The sequence below is a fragment of the Microseira sp. BLCC-F43 genome (assembly GCF_041929235.1).
In the GTDB taxonomy this organism is placed as follows: Bacteria; Cyanobacteriota; Cyanobacteriia; order Cyanobacteriales; family Aerosakkonemataceae; genus Microseira.
Window position 1 is genome coordinate 65,134 of the sequence record NZ_JBHFNP010000192.1, and the last position, 16,939, is coordinate 82,072.

General features: G+C 43.7%; 17 protein-coding genes. 6 read left to right on the top strand and 11 right to left on the bottom strand.

The genetic code is table 11. The annotated features are described in order from the left end of the window. Window positions 1-57: 57 nt before the first annotated feature. Complete coding sequence (locus ACE1CM_RS26735) at window positions 58-732, bottom strand: calcium-binding protein (protein ID WP_374881889.1); 675 nt, start codon at window positions 730-732, stop codon at window positions 58-60. Between the two features lie 277 nt (window positions 733-1,009). Between ACE1CM_RS26735 and ACE1CM_RS26740 the strand changes: the two genes are divergently transcribed. From ACE1CM_RS26740 to ACE1CM_RS26760, 5 genes are all read left to right on the top strand, one after another. After that, window positions 1,010-1,321, top strand: coding sequence for a hypothetical protein (locus ACE1CM_RS26740; protein WP_374881890.1), 312 nt, complete (start codon window positions 1,010-1,012; stop codon window positions 1,319-1,321). 38 nt (window positions 1,322-1,359) lie between these two features. Beyond that, a complete protein-coding gene (locus ACE1CM_RS26745) occupies window positions 1,360-1,809 on the top strand; it encodes an Imm30 family immunity protein (protein WP_374881891.1) in 450 nt (149 codons plus the stop codon). Window positions 1,810-2,446: 637 nt separating this feature from the next. Next, window positions 2,447-2,656, top strand: a complete 210-nt coding sequence (locus ACE1CM_RS26750; protein ID WP_374881892.1) for a hypothetical protein — start codon at window positions 2,447-2,449, stop codon at window positions 2,654-2,656. Between the two features lie 39 nt (window positions 2,657-2,695). Then, window positions 2,696-2,890, top strand: coding sequence for a hypothetical protein (locus ACE1CM_RS26755; protein ID WP_374881893.1), 195 nt, complete (start codon window positions 2,696-2,698; stop codon window positions 2,888-2,890). Then, complete coding sequence (locus tag ACE1CM_RS26760) at window positions 2,890-3,288, top strand: hypothetical protein (RefSeq protein ID WP_374881894.1); 399 nt, start codon at window positions 2,890-2,892, stop codon at window positions 3,286-3,288. Before ACE1CM_RS26755 ends, ACE1CM_RS26760 begins: the two co-directional genes overlap by 1 nt. A gap of 146 nt (window positions 3,289-3,434) precedes the next feature. On the opposite strand, the gene ACE1CM_RS26765 is transcribed toward ACE1CM_RS26760, so the two are convergent. The 3 genes from ACE1CM_RS26765 to ACE1CM_RS26775 all read right to left on the bottom strand — a co-directional run bounded on the left by ACE1CM_RS26765 (window position 3,435) and on the right by ACE1CM_RS26775 (window position 4,968). Further along, a complete protein-coding gene (locus tag ACE1CM_RS26765) occupies window positions 3,435-4,010 on the bottom strand; it encodes a Uma2 family endonuclease (protein WP_374881895.1) in 576 nt (191 codons plus the stop codon). A 208-nt stretch (window positions 4,011-4,218) separates the two neighbouring features. After that, the gene (locus ACE1CM_RS26770; protein WP_374881896.1) at window positions 4,219-4,662 is read right to left on the bottom strand and encodes a type II toxin-antitoxin system VapC family toxin; all 444 of its coding nucleotides are present in this window, start codon (window positions 4,660-4,662) and stop codon (window positions 4,219-4,221) included. Continuing rightward, window positions 4,663-4,968, bottom strand: coding sequence for a hypothetical protein (locus ACE1CM_RS26775; protein WP_374881897.1), 306 nt, complete (start codon window positions 4,966-4,968; stop codon window positions 4,663-4,665). 211 nt (window positions 4,969-5,179) lie between these two features. Between ACE1CM_RS26775 and ACE1CM_RS26780 the strand changes: the two genes are divergently transcribed. Continuing rightward, window positions 5,180-5,419 carry a hypothetical protein gene (locus ACE1CM_RS26780; protein ID WP_374881898.1) on the top strand — a complete coding sequence of 80 codons (240 nt, stop codon included), beginning with the start codon at window positions 5,180-5,182 and terminating at the stop codon, window positions 5,417-5,419. A 317-nt stretch (window positions 5,420-5,736) separates the two neighbouring features. On the opposite strand, the gene ACE1CM_RS26785 is transcribed toward ACE1CM_RS26780, so the two are convergent. From ACE1CM_RS26785 to ACE1CM_RS26815, 7 genes are all read right to left on the bottom strand, one after another. After that, window positions 5,737-6,495, bottom strand: coding sequence for a M15 family metallopeptidase (locus ACE1CM_RS26785; protein ID WP_374881899.1), 759 nt, complete (start codon window positions 6,493-6,495; stop codon window positions 5,737-5,739). A 48-nt stretch (window positions 6,496-6,543) separates the two neighbouring features. Beyond that, window positions 6,544-7,308 (bottom strand): hypothetical protein, encoded by a 765-nt coding sequence (locus ACE1CM_RS26790; protein ID WP_374881900.1) that lies wholly within the window; start codon window positions 7,306-7,308, stop codon window positions 6,544-6,546. Next, window positions 7,305-12,473, bottom strand: coding sequence for a hypothetical protein (locus ACE1CM_RS26795; RefSeq protein WP_374881901.1), 5,169 nt, complete (start codon window positions 12,471-12,473; stop codon window positions 7,305-7,307). Before ACE1CM_RS26795 ends, ACE1CM_RS26790 begins: the two co-directional genes overlap by 4 nt. A gap of 105 nt (window positions 12,474-12,578) precedes the next feature. Next, a complete protein-coding gene (locus ACE1CM_RS26800) occupies window positions 12,579-13,745 on the bottom strand; it encodes a hypothetical protein (protein ID WP_374881902.1) in 1,167 nt (388 codons plus the stop codon). A 138-nt stretch (window positions 13,746-13,883) separates the two neighbouring features. Further along, window positions 13,884-14,090 carry a hypothetical protein gene (locus ACE1CM_RS26805; RefSeq protein ID WP_374881903.1) on the bottom strand — a complete coding sequence of 69 codons (207 nt, stop codon included), beginning with the start codon at window positions 14,088-14,090 and terminating at the stop codon, window positions 13,884-13,886. A gap of 165 nt (window positions 14,091-14,255) precedes the next feature. After that, a complete protein-coding gene (locus ACE1CM_RS26810) occupies window positions 14,256-16,208 on the bottom strand; it encodes a S8 family serine peptidase (protein ID WP_374881904.1) in 1,953 nt (650 codons plus the stop codon). 21 nt (window positions 16,209-16,229) lie between these two features. Continuing rightward, window positions 16,230-16,939 (bottom strand): DUF4114 domain-containing protein (locus ACE1CM_RS26815; protein ID WP_374881905.1); only part of this gene is annotated, 710 nt, incomplete at its 5' end.

Here is a 16,939-nt window from a genome sequence, read left to right on the forward strand (position 1 = left end):
AAATTCCGACTATCGCTGGCGATCGCACATCCCCATCACAAGCGATCGCATCACTACTTAGATATAGGTGAAGTTTTGAGGGATTAAACTTGTAGGTGCGATATCTTGCACCACACCAATTAAAGAGCTACCCCCATTGAACAGCCTGTAAATCCCAGTATCCACAGCACTTGTTCCAGCTTTATTGATAGCCAGCACCGAGTATTGATTCCTAGTTCCACTCAAGCGGATGCGATCTTCAGCAACTACAAAATCTGTAATCAAAGCATATCCAGACCCTTGTCCGGACATCAAATTACTCAGAACAAAAAGGTCGCGTCCGCCTCGACCTGTTAAAGTGTCTAACTCTGAAGATCTAACATTTCCAGGATCGATCAAATCGTTGCCATCTCGACCAAAAAGGCTATCGTTTCCTACTCCACCGTAGAGAGAATCGTTACCTTGATCGCCTGTCAAAATGTCGTTGCCGTCTTGCCCAAAAAGTCTATCGTTGCCCATTTCTCCGGAGAGATTATCGTTACCAAAACCACCCTCTAATCGATCGTCGCCGCTTTCACCAAATAAAGAGTCGTTGCCTTGATCTCCATAGAGCAAATCGTTTCCACCACCACCGAATAGTAAGTCGTTACCACCTCTACCTCTTAAAGTGTCATTGCCAAAATCTCCATAGAGCATATCGTTGCCAGTATTACCCAGGAGAGAATCATTACCAGCTAGACCATTAATGGTCACGTTAGTAGATCCATTTCAAATTCTGACGTCATTGCCAAGAGTACCAATCAGTGTTTCCATTTCAATCAATCCTTAATGTTCAAAATGCTTTACGAGTCTTTTTCTTTTGTCAAGCCAGATCTTGATGTCAAGGTTATCGATTTACCAAAGAGCGATCGCGAGTCACTGGTGATAAAATCAAGAGACATAGTGTAGTTAAAACACACAGGAGAAAAACATCGCAGATAACACAGAGCAACTACTTCCAGGAGAAGGCGCTGTCGGACGCTATGATGACTTGCTTAAAACTGGACGTAGAGGCGATAACCTAACACCGCACCACATTCCTTCTAATGCGTTCATGGCTGCAAAAGTTCCTAACTACACTAGAGGAATTGGTATTGCTATGATGATGGAACATCCTGTGCCAGGTCAGGGAGGTCGTCATCGCCAAACCATCTCTTATGGACAACTCCCCGACATCAGTCTTTTACCAAGAAATGCACTGGCTAGAGAGATTAAGGATGCGCGAACCATTTATCGCCGTCAGTCACTCTACACGCCAGAAATTAGACGTAGCCTACAGGAAGTCATCCGGTTAAATAAGTGAGCTTGGTCGGGTACTTTTGAAAAGGAAGGAAATAGCTGATGCAAGAAACTAACTGGATTAGCATCTTAGAAGCCAATAAGTTGATGCGATCGCCAGACGAAGTTACAGCGTTTGAAAATGCTTTAGCCGAACTTGCTAAAAATCCTAAAACAGAATACTTGCCAGATTTGCATCTCATTCTAGACGATCGTTGCGAACAGCCAGAAGTCATGTTTAGCCTCATACATTTTCTAGAATCGTTTGATGTGTCAGCACAGATGAAAGCCTTTATCGCCGTTGTTCCCCAAACCATATTGGTTGCTCAAGATTGGACTAAAGTTATCCACACGCGCATTTTGAATGATGATTCTGCTTGTCGTTTGTATCGGAATCTTTTGCACGAGGTTAACTCCCAACAGCCCAATTTTATTCGTCAATTACTAGAAGAAAGTGCAACTCATCGTTTAACCTGTTTAGATTCGCAATTGGGGTTAGCTACGCAAGTTTGACCGATGCGCTCGTCATCTCACATATTGCATCTGCCCACTCACACGCCAGGGATTAAAATCCCGCAGCTTAAGCTTAAGTCCACTTAAGTGGACTGGGAAGCTTAATCTGTGATTCTGCGCTCGATTTCAGTCGGTTTTAACCGACTTTAGCTATTAGCCCGGAAATTGATTTCCGGGCGGGCTATGCAAATCGCGCAAGATCTCAGCTACGCAAGCGTACTCAATCCTGGGCTGGCGTACAGCATTGCAACAATTGCCAGCCGCGTTGTTCCTCCTATTTCATCTCGGTTTATGTTTTTTCCTTGCTTCTCACTATACAAAAGTGATGTTAGCTTGTCAAGCGTGCGATCGCAAAAAGTCACAAGCCCCATGAAACCCTTGATTTTAGGCTGATACAAGCTTTTTACTAACCAGCGAAAACCAATATCTTGAAGTGCGCTGCATAAATCTTACTTAAGTTCGGGTGGCAAGGGAGCGATCGCTGTCGGTTGTGGGTGGCGATCGCGTACCGTCTCTTTTGGGCGATTGTCTATCTTTGCTGTACAGTTGCCAATATTAAATCCTATTATGTCCTATAATATCCTATTAGCTTCTCCTAGAATTCTTGGGAAATCCCTAGACTTCACGACAAACTAGGATGAGTAAAGGTACTTGTATAGATGCGATGGCAAAAGTCAATATCTCTGTCCTGGTAGAAGAAGATTTGCGAGAGGATCTCAAGCGACTAGCCAACGTCGAGAGGCGTTCGGTATCTCAGTTAGTGTCTCTGCTGATTGAAGATGCTGTTGCGAGGGCAAAAGCTGCGGGAAAAATTCCTTTGGATCAACAGGAGAAGCCACGGGAGTAGCCAAGCAAGCTGTTAAGGCTACGGTGCAACTCCTATGAAGTGAGATTTGCACCTGAAGAACCAACGGAAACTTCATGGCACTGCGTTACGGAACGATGGCGGTGCTATGCAATAGAAAAAAAGTACGGGTGGAAGCTGCTGTCTGTCGAACGCACTTCAAACACCACCCTCAAGTACAAGTGTATCTTTGAAGGCGAAACTCAATTTCCCGATTATAGGTCGGACGAAGATTAATGGGACGCAAGTACATTATTTTTAGAGCAGACTGGCAAGAAGAACAGGGTGCAGAAAACAGATTGCTCGCTCATACAGGAGCTTGTACCGATATTCTGGCAGAGCATTTTGATTCTTCTAATCGACCGATTCCCCAACCGGGTTATCGAGTACCCCAATTCCACAATATTCCAGCATTTGACGATCCTCAGTTTCCCGGTACAAGTACCCATTGGTGTCGCGGAAATTGGGAAGTTGTGCGAGTAGAACAGTATCCAACAGGTGAAACAAACAGCGAGTTTGAAATGGTAGCGATCTGCTATTGTCAATATTCACCAATTCAGGCGGAACTGAAGCCAATTAAACCGATGGCAGCACCACAGTCGGCAGAAAAAACAACTGCCGTTTCTGGGGGATAATATCATGTCCGTTGAATTGCCCATAATAAAACTTCTGATTATGTGTAATCGATCGGACATAATATAAGCGATCGCTTTCATCACCACCACACCCAAATCCCCAATTTCTAGCGATAAGTCGGGGATTTAGTCACCGCTGTTGGATTTCAAACTTCTGTTTCTTCTTCTGTAAAAATCGGAGGCCATAACTCAGAAACAGGCAATTCCCAACCGGGAAAAAGTTCTGAGATAGTTAAAATATCGCCATTTTCTAAAACCATTGGTTCGCCGGTAGACCGATAAATAGTAACTGTCTCTTCATCTGGGTCAATTAAAATTCCGACAATTGCTCCCAGTTCGATAAATTTCAGCAGCTTGGTTTCTAAAGGTTTAATGCGATCGCTCTGAGACTTAATCTCTACAACCAAATCGGGAACAAGTTCGCCAAAATAACGCGGACTTTGCCGCAAACGTGCTGCTTGAACAAAAGAAACATCGGGTGCTTTGAGGTTCGCATCCGGTAGGATGAAACCACCTGCGGAGTTAAACATTCTTCCCAGACGACGAGGGTAAACCCAGTTTGCCAGCAATCGACTTAACAGAGTGGCAATTTCACTGGATACGAGATCTGATGGCCCCACAATCGAAATACTCCCGTTTTCTAGTTCTACCTGGTAATCTAAACCAGCTTCAGCAAAGGCGGCTTGGACTTGCTCTAAGTCTTTTATTGTCATCATGGACATTAGAACTTTCTCCTAGTCTGAGACTTTTTATGATTTTAACATGACAAATAATCTATAAAATTTCGTTATATAATAAGCGATCGCTCTTGAAACAAGTAACTTGAATCACGAGCGATCGCAGTTGATTATTAGTTCTGTTTAGGAAGCGATCGCATCATTACTAAAACCGAATTAGGAGGGATATTGGCGCGCTCCTATAGCTCAAACTTCAGGGGGTTATGGTTGTGGGATGAACAGCGGTAACCTCACCATAGCGGGCAAAGTCGCTGATGTTAAATGTGAGGATATGAGTTAAGCCATGAACTAGCATAGCAGCTACTAGCCTTGCATCATGAACGTTGACACCGATAACGCTATGCGTCACTACCAATCGTTCCCATTCTTGGTAAATTGTTGCGGTATCCAGCAACAGCGGAAAAAACGTTTTTAAACGATTAATTTCGGCTTCTGCTTGCGTTACAGTACGTCCTAATCCGTTTTTTTCTATAGGGCGCGTACATACATTCCAAAACTCTATCAAGTTTTGCGGCACGATATAAATTTGTTCGCCGCGATCGCGTAGCACAGCGATGGCATTAACTGTATCACCATTCATGGGGTGCGCGGTATCGATGCTACGCAGCAAGATATTTGTATCTAGGAGAAATGGCATTTAACCTCTTTCTCCGTAAATACTTTCTCGGCTAATTGCTTCATCAGAAAGAGTGGGGAGGTTGAGAGTACGATGACTGTCAACCCATTGGCGAAATGCTATTGACCATTCTGCTGCGGTAGCTGTTTCATAAAATGGAGGTTCTTGAGCTTCTACTAGCCGTTCGAGCAGTGCATCTAGTAATGGTTTAATTTGCTCGGATGTGCGGCTGGTGATTTGTACCAATATCTGAGTAATTGCCTGTATTTCTTGTTGGTGGGTTTCCTGAAAGTTGTGCAAGGAAGCTGTTTGACTGTTTGGATTCATAATGGTATGGTTTTTCTACATCTCCTTTATTTTAAGCTACAAAATGGCGATCGCATCATTACTAAAACCGAATTAGGAGGGATGTTGGCGCGTGAAGCGGAAGCGAAGCTGCGCGGATGCGCTTAGCTATCGCTCCAAGAATCGCGATGCAGAATAAGTAGCAGCGCTCGCTGCTGCGGTACAATAGAATTATCGATTTAAAAAACTACAAATGACCAGTACAACCAATAAAGAACCAACTCTGGTAGATGTGATCGAAAAGTTAGACAAGCTATCAACTGAAGTTGACAAGCTATCGACTGAAGTTGACAAGCTAGCTAGAGATTCTGAAAAGTTTAACGATCGCTTTTCTAATTACCAGCAAGCGACTCAGTGGGTGGTGCAACTTGCTTTTACTTTAATTGCCAGTGCAACTATCACAATAATTATCAGTTCGGTTCTACGTAGGTAATTCAAAAGTAGGCGATCGCGCGAGGTAGTTGATTTGCGATCGCTCATCAGTAGCTAGCTAAAAGAAAAGATTTTGATCGATGGGATCGCATTTGAGTCACTGAAGTAAAGGAGTGCGTTCGCGCAGCGTGGCTAAAGCCGTATCGCATGTGATTTTGAGGTGCGATCGCTCACGTTTTGCGTAGCACGTATCGCATCATTACTAAAACCGAATTAGGAGGGATGTTGGCGCGATCGCTTGGGTTTTGGGATAGGCGATCGCACGCTTGTTTTAGGTTGGAGTAAAGAAGCGATCGCGTTATATCTTTCTGAAATCTCTTAAGGAAGAGTGTTGTATTTTTGCTCCCAAAGTTTTTGGTTGTTTACATTTAGCCCATCATCAATGTGAACTGGGTCGATTTTCGGGAAATCCCCACCCCACCGGAGCTTTGGATCGTTCCGGATTGCTTCTACGAAATTTCTCACATCAGGATGAACACTGTTAGGATCTGACTTCACTCGACCAAGATATTTATCATTGGCAAGTGTATCGGGTGTACCATCATTGTTCGCATCGTACATTAAGTTCATATCAATTGCGTGTCCTACTTTGTGATTAGATTTTTCACTCGGTGGTACAATCGAACCTTGAACAGAAGTTCCTTTAGGTCGGAATGAGTCTGTTACACTCACAATAACATTGTTTGTTATTGCATAGTTGTTTATTAGATCCATCGAGTCAATGAAATCCGAATTAACTAAGATTTTTTCACCTTGATAGCCTTGGATATTTGAACTGACATATTCTACAATCCTATTTTTCAATAGATCAGACCAAAAATCACGCTGTGAGGTATTTGTTAACAAATGAATATGTTCTCTAAATTCTCGAATTTCCGCGCTCGTTAGATATCGGGGTTTGAATTCAGCATATCCTTTCAAGAAATTAAGCGACCAATGAGTCCATTCATCACGCTTAAATTCATCTAACTGACCAACAAGTACCCTGTATTGTTTAAGCAAGGGAAGGGGGTCAACAATAGAAGCATTTTTCGGATTGAGTTGACGCTGTATCTTTTTGAGTAGCTCTTTGATCACCCACTCGTCAAGCCAAGGTAATAATTTTAATTTCCCCTTTTCATGCTGTTATGTCAGCAAATTACGCAGCCAAACAGGTAAGTTTTCCCAACCTAAAAAGGCAGCATAGTTTCCGATTTTATCCCATAAGTTATACGAAACACTACGTTTTAGAATAATAGTGTCACTACCGCTACTCCCTACTAGGGTGTCATCTCCAACAAATGCAGTCAGTAGAATCTTTGGATTCCAAGAATAGTCACCGTTAGTGTTTCCCCAACCATCCTTTGGTTCACCGTAATTATTAGAAAATTGTTCAAAAATCCTTTCCATAATTTCAGGCAAGTACTGTGGAAGACCAGAGAGCCAATCGTTTACACCACCCGACAGAGTAATTCCCGGATTTTGCTCTTGACCAACTTGATCGAAGAAGTTAGTAGCAACCGTGTTGAAATTACCAGCAAAGCTTTGACCTATATTGACAGCAGCACCCAAAATATTACGAATCGCATCAAACCAATCATGGTTTTGAATGGCTTGGATACCGCCATATATCAGTAGTGGAGCTTGCTGTAGACTGTCAAGTAATGAGAACATTACCTTCTTAAGTGGGCCACTATATGAACTCATAAAGTTTCGCAGTCCTGGTGTCACCGCAGAAGCTATACCACCGAGAATTTGTAGGAAGCCTAACACCCCTTGTCCAGACATAATGGAGCGTGCGCCATTCAGCGATCCAGCAGCCAAAACCTTTAACCCTTGGAGAGCGGTTTTTGCTCCTTGACTTAAGGCACTACCCATCCCAGCGGTAAACACATTAATTCCGCCAATCACCGCTTCATAAATTGCGCTCCTAGCCAATCACCGTTAATGGCAGCTTGAGCTACATTAATTCCAACACTAGCGGCAGTTAAGCCAATACCCAGAGGAGTTAAGGGACTAGGAATTACAGTCAGAATTGCACCTAGAACGCCGATCACATTGGAAACAATACCCAGAACTTTTTGCCAGAAGGATTTTTGACGGGCTTTGCGTTCTTCAATCCGTTTCTGAATAATTTCATCTAGCGCTTTCTTTGCTGCCTCGGCTAACTCTTGAGAAATGTCTACAGCATTTTGAGCCAAGGCAACTTGCTTCAAAGCTTGCCAATAAAGGGGTTCGATATTCGATAACTCGCCTTGTAAATCTCCAGCAAGCTGTAATTGTTTCCACAACTGCTCTAAGGCACCTTTGAGATCTTGTTGTGCAGTTTGCAAGATATCGACATCCCACAGTTCCTCGAAAGTAATGCGGCTAATTTCCTTTTTGTATTGCTCTATTTGCCCGATCATTGCGGACATTGCTTTGAGCAAATTTTCCTGCATGTTGGCGGTTTCTTTGCCTTGCAGTGCTTGATGAATATCTCCTTGCGCTTCTGCTAAGGCGGCTTTTACATCTGCTGGCAATTCGGGTTGTTGGGTTTCTAATTCTTTGAGTGAAGTTAGCAATCCGGCTAATTGTGTCTGCAATTGCACCAAATCTTCCGTTGGTTCGAGGGTGGCGAGTCCCTGTTGCACCCGCACTTGATTGATCGATTGGCGCAATTCATCCTCTGCTTGTAGTTGGCGCAGTTGTTCGATTTTGGCGGTGGTTTCTTTGCGTTTGCTGTCGAGTTCTAAGGCGTCTCGTTCCATCCGCGCTTGTACTGCTGCGTCGATATTCTCCTGACGCGCTTGGGCAATTTGTTGTTCTAATTCTGCTTGCGCTAGATTCAATTTTTCCAGCGTTACTAACTGGACAAAGGTTTGTTCTGTTTGGTTGCGGATGCGGGAGATACCGTTGAGACGTGCAGTTGCGATCGCTAATTCCTGTTCTTTCGTTTTCCGTTCTTGGTCAGTTTCGGCAAGTTTAGCATTGATGTCCTCTAATGATTTGGTAGCATTTGCTTCTTGCGATCGCAAAGTTTCTAGCTGCGCTTGTGCTGTTTCTCGTGCTGCTTTGAACGCATTTGCTTGCGCTTGTTCGCGGCGTTGCAGTTCCCGATGTGCCATCATTTCTTGATAGTATTTGTCCGCTAAAATGCGGTCTTCGGGACGAGCTAAACCGGGGCTGGATTTACCGCCGCGATCGCCTGCCAAATCAGCGAAATCTCGGTAATAAATCTCCGCCGCTGTCGCCATGTCGTTGTACTCTACTGCCTTCAGTAGATGTTTCGTTTCTCGATTGCTAGCGATAGTTACTTCCTGCAAGCGCTGGAGAATTTGGAACTGTAAACTATTGACTTTTTGCTGTTTTTGTGCTGCTTGCAAGGCATAATTTGCATTGCTTTGAGTCGCTTTAACTAACTCTTTGAGCAGCTTTTCATGCTCTCTTGCTTGTTTGAGATGTTCGTAATTTTGTACCAGTAATTCTGTTTGGATTTCTTGCAAAGGTGCGGTTAGCGCCTTGCTAGCGGCTTCGGCTTGTTCTGCCAAGCGTTGTGCTTCTGCAAGAGCTTCGCGGGCAGCTTGTAATTGTGCTTGTAAATTGCTGTAATCGGCATCAGGATCTTGCATGTAAGCATCCAACAGCCGTTGTTCGGCGAGGATGACTTCATTTTGCGCGGTCAGCATCGTGCGTTTCTGGGTTAAAGTTGTTTGCTGTGCTGTTAAAATCGCGGCTTTATTGTTAAGTAACTGCAAGGTTTGATCGAGTTGCGCTCCTTTGGTATACAAGTCTTGCAAACCATCAACGGTTACGCCTTGCGCCACCAAATCGCGAATTTCATTTTCAATCGACAGACGTTGCTTCTCTAAGTTCGTAGTAAGCACTTTAGTGCTTTCTAAATCCGTCGCCAATCCCACAGTTTGACGCTCTACCCAGCGTTCGGCTTCTGCTAATTGCTGCTGAGTTTGAATCGCTTTTTGATTCAGTTCGCCGCGACGTTTGAGAACTTCGGCAATTTCCTCCTGATATGTGTCAGTATCGGCATCGTATTCATCCCATTGGGCGCGTACTTTGGCATTCTGCGCGTCTGCTTCTGCTTTCGCTTCTTCTAACTGTTTTTGAATTGTTGGTAGCAACGTTTCTAAACTATCAAGTTGTGCTTTGTCACCCGGAATAGATTCTCGCGCCGCTGCCAATTGGGCAAATAAATTCCGCGCTTCTTCAATGGGTGGTTTGGCTGTATTCGCAGCTTCATTTGATTCTGTCCATTGTTTCGCTAAAGGTTCGAGGCGTTCTACCACTTTGCGCCATTTATCGGCTTCAATTAAATTTGCCGTTCCTTGCGCTCGGAGTTGGGGAAATAATTTAGAATATTGATCCCAAAGAATCCAATTGTAGTCAACGTGGGTAATCGTTTCGCAGCGACGGCGACGCTTCCGCCGATAACAGCGTTCTTCGTACCAATAAGGGCCATTTTTACGACTGACAGACCAATGATATGCCGCTTGTTGTTCGTACCAAGCAGCTTGCGCTAACTGTGCATAACCTTGCGCTTCATGTTCGGCTTTAGCTGCTTTTGCTTTATCTAATAACGCCTGCAATGGGTTGCGTCCTTCCACCATTGCAGCATTGAGAATAACATCTGCCTGAGTTGCATTTAACAGGTTAGATATTTCCTCATTTGGATTACGTCCTTGCTGGGTTGCAGCTACGAGTAAATTAATAGCTGTGCCATTTTCTGGATATTTGGCGAGGAATGCGGCGCGACGCTCTTTTTCATCTCCTGGCAGTTGTAAGTATTCTTTCAGTTGTTGAGATTCAACACCGTAACGAATCGCAATGGGTGCAATTTCTTCCCAGAGTTTGGCATCTTGTTCAAGGCGGAGTTTAATCCGTTCAATTGCATCCTGTGTTGAAGAGACATTGGTATCCAATTGATCGGCACGTTCTTCAACTACACCCAATTTAGTAATCTCATCTCGCAGATTTTCCGCACTGCGGTGATATTCTCCATAGGGGTCGGCAAAATTCTGAGTGATGTAATCAACCAACTCATCAACAGATTTAGACAATTCATGTTGACGCTTGCCTAAATCTTTCGTCTGCGGATTGCTTTCTAATAACGTCTTAGTTCCGTTGGCGGCAGTATCGATCAAGTCTTTACGAACTTGGTCGTTGAGTTGAGCATAACTTAGTACGGTTTGCTGTTTAATTGCTGCATCCGCCGCGTTTTCAGAATTGAGTTGAGACTGCAAAGCATCGAGTCGGTTGGCGTTGCTTTCTAACTGGCGACGGATTTCTAACTCTTGCTGCTGGCGCAGGGGAGTGAGAGCATTATTTGCCTGAGTCAATAAGCTTTGTAGTTCATCAAGTTCTTGCTGATTTTGGCTGTTTAATTCTTCCAGTTTGGCAACCTGTGCTTTCGATTTCTCTATCAGATTGGTCAATGCTTGTTTGCTGACTTCATCGGTTGTATTCGCCAGTTGTTGTTCCCAATTTGCTGTCAGCGCTTTAGCACTTGCCAATTGTTTGGCAATCTCTTCACTTCGTTGCTGTAATTTGTCAATAAATGTCTTGACTTTTGGCTCTACTTGTGTGGCAAAAAAGTCTACATCGGATTCAGAAGCGAGTACACCTAAACCAATCAATTGCCGCAGTGCTGTGGATTGGAGTTGAGTGGTTTGCACTAACTCGGTTTGCAGGGTTTGAATTTGATTTACCGCAGTTTGTAACGCCTGAAGTTGTTTATTTTCTTGCGCTTGTAGCGGTGCTAAACGCTGGTTTACTGTATTAATAGCAGCTTGCAGATTCGCAGCTTGTGCCTCGAATTGTTGCGGCATTCCTCCCAATGCTGCTAGTTTGTTTTGCAAGTCAGCAATTTGCGCTTGTTCCTGTCCCAGTTTTTGATTGAGTTCGCCTATTTTGGTTTGAGCTTGCTGCCGTTGTTGCCACAGTTTATTGCGGTCATTGGCAATAAATGAAGCTTGTTCTAAGTAACTGCGAGATTCGGCAGCTTTAGCAGGGTTGTAAGCATAGGTGCTGCCGTTCCAGTACCAAGCTTGTTGTCCTGCTTGTCGAGCGAGATTTAGATAATAGGACTGGGTAGAGGCAAGAGATGGATCGCGGTCAATTAAGGTTTGAATTAACAGTTGTTGGTTGCTAATTTGCAGTTGGGTAAAGGCAAGAGATTGCTGGGTATCGGTAAGGGAAGAAGCAAGCGATCGCGCCTCCACCAAATCCCGATTAACCTCCTGCAATTGCCCTTGTAAATTAGCCAATAATTCCCGATCCGCTTTCCCAGCTTCCCGCGTCGCCAACAAAGCATTTGTCGCCGCCGTTTGGTTTTGCATCGCTGTCTGGAATGCTTGCCAATTATCTTGATATTGCTGTTCCAAAACTCCAGCTTTGTTGAGTAATTCCAAGCGACTTCCCAAACGAGTTATTTCGGATTTTACTTGCTTCAAATACTCATCGGTGAGTTCAATTTCCCGATATTTGTCGATGATTTTTTGCTCTAAATCGGCTTTCTGGCGATTCAGTTCAGCCAATTCACCCAGTAAAGTATCCCGTTGCTGTTGTTGAGTTTGGAGTCTATCATTTAACCCATCTAAGTATTGTTGACGTAGCTTAACTTCAGTTTGTTTTGGCTCAAGCTGTTCGTTAAGTGTTAACAGTTGTTTTTGCAACTGTAAAAGTTGCAATTGATGATTAGCAAACTGAGCTTCAATCGTTTGTTGCTGTTGTAATAAACCTTGCCTTTCTTGTCCAAGTTCAGCTATTTGCTGCTGAGTTGCTGCTATTTGAGGTTGTAAGCTGGCAGTTAGTTGTTGTGCTTGGAATCGTGCAGCATCTCGCTGTTGTGCTAAAGAATTGGCAGCAGCTTGGTGAGCATTTCGATTCGCTTCTGCTTGTGGGTTGTAAATCCAACCATAAATCGGTATCTGCCACCACCACCAAGGCTGCCAGCCTACAATTCCCCAAGTTTGAATCTGACTATTCCAGTAATTAGCTGCATTTTGATGAGCTTGTCGTTGCTGTTCTAATTGAGCAACTTGTGCATTCGCTTGATTGATTTGATTGTAATACCCTTGCAAGACAGACTGCTGTTGCTCAATCTCTCCATTCTTCGCATTAATCTGATTTTGAAGCTCGGTTAATTGAGCTTCAGTCGAGGCAATTTCATCTTGTTTTTGCTTGATTTATTCGCCTTTTTGTGCTTGTTGATTTTGTAATTCAGATAACTCAGCTTGCTTGGTATTCAGGAGTTGAGTAGTTTGCGCGATCGCATCCTTCATCCCCGCAATTTCTTTCTCTTTCGCCTCAATCTCTTTCTGTTTCGCGGGAATCTTATTTTTCTCCAAATCGTCTTTAGCTAATCCCAATTGACGATATTCTTCCTGAAGCTTAGCCAAAGATTTCTCGGTTGCAGCTTGCTCGGTTTTAGCCGCAGTTAAACGGGGTTCTAAATTATCAAACCCTTGCAGGAAATTCGCGCCGCCACTTTCATAGGATTTAAGATTTTCGATTTTGGATTTTGGATTGAGGGATTCGGGTGCGGTTTCTAATTCCTTAATCAACTTGGCAATTTTGAGGCGTTCGGGAGAGTCTGCGATCGCCATCGCTAATTGGTCTTTTTGCAAGTTCCCCCAAGCTAATTCTTGCTCTACTTGCTTCAGATAACCTCGCCAATTTTGTAACTGTTCGGATAGGCGATCGCTAGGCGTTTTAACTAACTGCGCCGCCAGTTCCGCAATCGTTTCCTCAACTTTTACTTTCTCATCTAGTAAGTCTTTAATTTGCTTCTGAACTGTCTCAAATCGTTCCCGATACGGCAACAAGAAACCCGAAAGTTCCAAGATATTTTGTAAATTATTATGTGCCGCTTCTAGTGCTTTCTGACTTGCCTCCAACTCGGCTTGTTTTTCTTGCAAGCGTCGTTCGGTTTCATCGGTTAACTGCTGTTGATTTGGCAGCTTTTCATTATTTAACCGATTCAGTTCTGTCTCGGTTTGTTGAATTTGCTGTTGCAGCGTTTCTAACTTCTGCCGCTGAATCGGATCGTTCAGATTCAGTAAATCTTTATAAGCTTGCAAACGCTGTTCGTTTGCCTGAATTTCGTAGAGAATTCCTTGCTTCAAAATAGGCCAATCTTTGATTCGCGCTTGCAGTGTTTGCGCTTGTTCTTTTAGCTTATCTGCCTGTTGTTGAGCTTGAATGGCTAACTGTTGATAAACTTGCTGGTCTTGCGCGGCTACATTTGCCATGTGTTGCGCTTGGTCGCGGGGCGCAATATGTTCGGGATAATGTACCCATCCATACACAGGTTCGGTTTTTCGTCCGCTGCGCCCTGTGCGTTTCTGACCCACAACTTCCCAACGATTTGCTTGGGAATTATGCCAGTTAGCGATATCTTGATTTTGCTGGCGGCGTCCTTCCGCAAGATTGGCTAATTCCTGATACTTGCTGGCAATATTTTGCTGTTCTTGCGCTTGTTTTTGTAAAAATTATAGGATTTTCGCCGCATCTTCTTCAGAGTTTCCAACAGGTAAACTATTCTGTTGTGCTTCCAATAATTGAGCGCGTTGAGTTAACTGATTCGCCTGATTTTCCGCTTCTGCGGCTAATTGTTCCATCGCTTGACGGTTTTGGGCTGCAATTCCCGCCCGCCAGAGATTTTGATTTTTAGCTTTAATCGCTTGTGGATTGTCCACTAAACCCCAAACTTCTTTGCGGCGTCCAGAACGACCTTTTTCATGACCAATAACTTGCCATTGTTTGGTATTGCCAATTGCATCAGCGGCGGCTGCATAATTTTGTCGTTCTGCTTCGTAAGTTTGCGCTAAGTTGCGGAAGTTTTGGGCAAATACTCGTTGATTTTATGCTTCGGTTTTTAAAGCTTCTGGATTCGTTTCTACATTCGTTGCTAGTGGATTGAGTAGTTTGGCTTTCGCTTTGGCTAAATCTTGTTCTGCTTGGGTGATTTGTTCGCGAATTCCATCTAGAAGTTTTTGAGTTTCAGTTTTTAAGGCGGTTTCTTGTTTGCCTAATTCTGCTAACAATTCCTCCAGGTCTTTTTGATGATCTTTTAGGGCTGGCAAGCGGTTAAATTCAATCAGATAATGCTGAGTTGCAAAGTTAAGTGCTTCGGCTTTTTGGTCTGAGTCGGATTTAGCGATCGCATTCTCCACACTAGCTTTCTCATACTCCGACAAAGTCTTGGCAATTTTCTGTTTAAGTTCAGCACTTAACTCATCTAAACTTAAAGCCGGATTGCCTAAATCAACTAAAGTTTGCCACTGATTCAGTAACGTTTCATTAGTCTTTTCTAACTGGGAAATCGCTTTCGCCGTAGCCTCAGAAGCCGGACGCGCCAAAGCTTTCACCCGTCCTTCCCCACTAAATTCACTGATTTCTCTTGTGGGATGGGCATCCTGCCCGTCTGTGGGATGGGCATCTTGCCCGTCCTCTCCTTCTGTCACCAAAGCGCGACTAATTGCTTCTTTAGCATCAACTAATCCCGCACCTGTTTTTTCATCCCATCCTTCTTCCTCTAAATCGGCGGCAGTTTCTCTCAGTAATTTCTGAATTTGACTCAAACTTAACTTAGAATTTGCTCCCCAAACTAAAGCTGCGATCGCTGCTATATAAGCACTCGCCCTAGACGTACCCACAAACGCATCTGGATCGTCATCCCAACTACCTCCAGGTGCCATTAAACTCAGTCCTGCACCAAAAGCCGAATAATCCGCTTTAGACTCAAATTGAGTCACCGCACCAACGGTAATAATATTATTAAATTGTTCGGCTGCTGCACCCAAAGCAGACATGACGCCGCCTGTATTTCCAGCCGCAACAACTAACAGCACGTTATTTTCCCGCGCATATTGAATCGCTTGTTGTTCTTCGGGAGTTAATTCATAGCGAGTGGTAATTCCAACGTCATCTAATTGAGATAAATCAAAACTGAGATTCACCACAGCATGACTTTCCCCAGATGCGCGCACTTTATCTACAAATTTCACCAATTCTGCCGCCCAATTTCCATCTTTAACGGTGAATTTATCAATCTTCGCGTCAGGATTAATGGAAGCAAATGCTTGACTAACATTTTGCAAATGTTTCCCTTCCGTAAAGTCAATAATTCCTACTAGCGGTTGTTTGGCATCCTCTGGCAATAAATTAAGCGCGTCAATGGCATTCAGCAGGAATTTATCTAATAGCGTGGAATCGGGTTGACTTAATGCATCTTCTAATGTACCTGAAATTCCAAATTCATCGGCAATCTCTGGACTTTGTAACAGTTTCTTCAGCGTCTCAACTCCACTGGAATTGAGTCCGACTAAAGGCAGAATATCCGGTCGTTGTAGCAGGCGAATTAAATCGGGATTTTCTTCAATTGCTGCCATAATTTGATCCTGTGCCGCCACTGCATCAGGATTGTCTAATGCTTCTAATAAATCGTCGGGATTTTGGTTGACAGCAATTTGAATTTGGTTCAGGGCGTTATTAATAGCAGTCGTTGTTTCTCGACTCAAATTGGTAGTCGTAACTGAAAAAGTATGCTTAATTGAATTCCCCGCGATATCTGTTGCCCCAATCGTAACGTCGGTAATTCCCGCTTGGGATAAGGCGGTTAAATTTAAGCGATCGCCCACCAACTCGACAGACAATGTATCGCTATTTCCAGCAATAATTTCATATTTCAATAAATCCCCTTCCGGATCGCTAAACACTTGGGAAAGATCGATCGTCCGGGTGGGAGACTCTGGCGTTAAAGCAATATCGCCAACCGCATTAATGACTGGAACTTTGTTTTCAAACAGCGCCAAATCTAAAATTTTATGACCTAATTATGAATTCAGCCAGTTAGTTTGACCAATTTGAGGTACATTACCCGTCGCCCCATCAATTTTGATAATAAAATCGTTAAAATCGCGGTCTGACCAATTCCCAGCAATATCTTCCCAAGCAAAAATCCGACTGTTACCATTTAAATCTTTCACTTGCTCTTTGCCATCAGGATTCGCTGCTGGAATGGAAAATAGCGGACGCTTATCGCCACCAATAATAGGATTTTCAGCAACTTGTTGCACCGTGCCATTAGGAACTAGCATAATGGCAAATTTATCCCCAGGACGCATCGTAAAAGTTTTGCTTCCTTGGTATTCGCCGCTGTTTTGACTTGGTTCTCCTAAAATGCCGTTGAACTTGGCACCTTCGATGCGATCGCGTATTACCACATAACCCATTTCAAAATTACTATTGGCACGTTTTGCAGCTTCTTGAATAAACGCTGCTGACCCCGGTTCTAAATCCTCCATCCCCGCTAAACTAACAATCGCAACCTCTCCCTGATAAGCACCCCCATCAAAGAGAAAATCAACGCTAACTTTGCCATCATTTCCTACCGTAAAAATTCCAGTTGAATTCTGTAGGGGCTTAGTCTTATAAACCGGCTGAGTTTCGACAACAGGAATCGTTTCGACTATCGGCTGAGTTTCGACAACAGGAATCGTTTCGACTATCGGCTGAGTTTCGACAACAGGAATCGTTTCGACTA

What these genes read in the sequence shown, in the direction of transcription:
- ACE1CM_RS26745 (WP_374881891.1), top strand. Translation starts at nt 1,360, where the DNA reads ATGCAAGAAACTAACTGGATTAGCATCTTAGAAGCCAATAAGTTGATG.
- ACE1CM_RS26750 (WP_374881892.1), top strand. Translation starts at nt 2,447, where the DNA reads ATGAGTAAAGGTACTTGTATAGATGCGATGGCAAAAGTCAATATCTCT.
- ACE1CM_RS26760 (WP_374881894.1), top strand. Translation starts at nt 2,890, where the DNA reads ATGGGACGCAAGTACATTATTTTTAGAGCAGACTGGCAAGAAGAACAG.
- ACE1CM_RS26765 (WP_374881895.1), bottom strand. Translation starts at nt 4,010, where the DNA reads ATGTCCATGATGACAATAAAAGACTTAGAGCAAGTCCAAGCCGCCTTT.
- ACE1CM_RS26770 (WP_374881896.1), bottom strand. Translation starts at nt 4,662, where the DNA reads ATGCCATTTCTCCTAGATACAAATATCTTGCTGCGTAGCATCGATACC.
- ACE1CM_RS26775 (WP_374881897.1), bottom strand. Translation starts at nt 4,968, where the DNA reads ATGAATCCAAACAGTCAAACAGCTTCCTTGCACAACTTTCAGGAAACC.
- ACE1CM_RS26780 (WP_374881898.1), top strand. Translation starts at nt 5,180, where the DNA reads ATGACCAGTACAACCAATAAAGAACCAACTCTGGTAGATGTGATCGAA.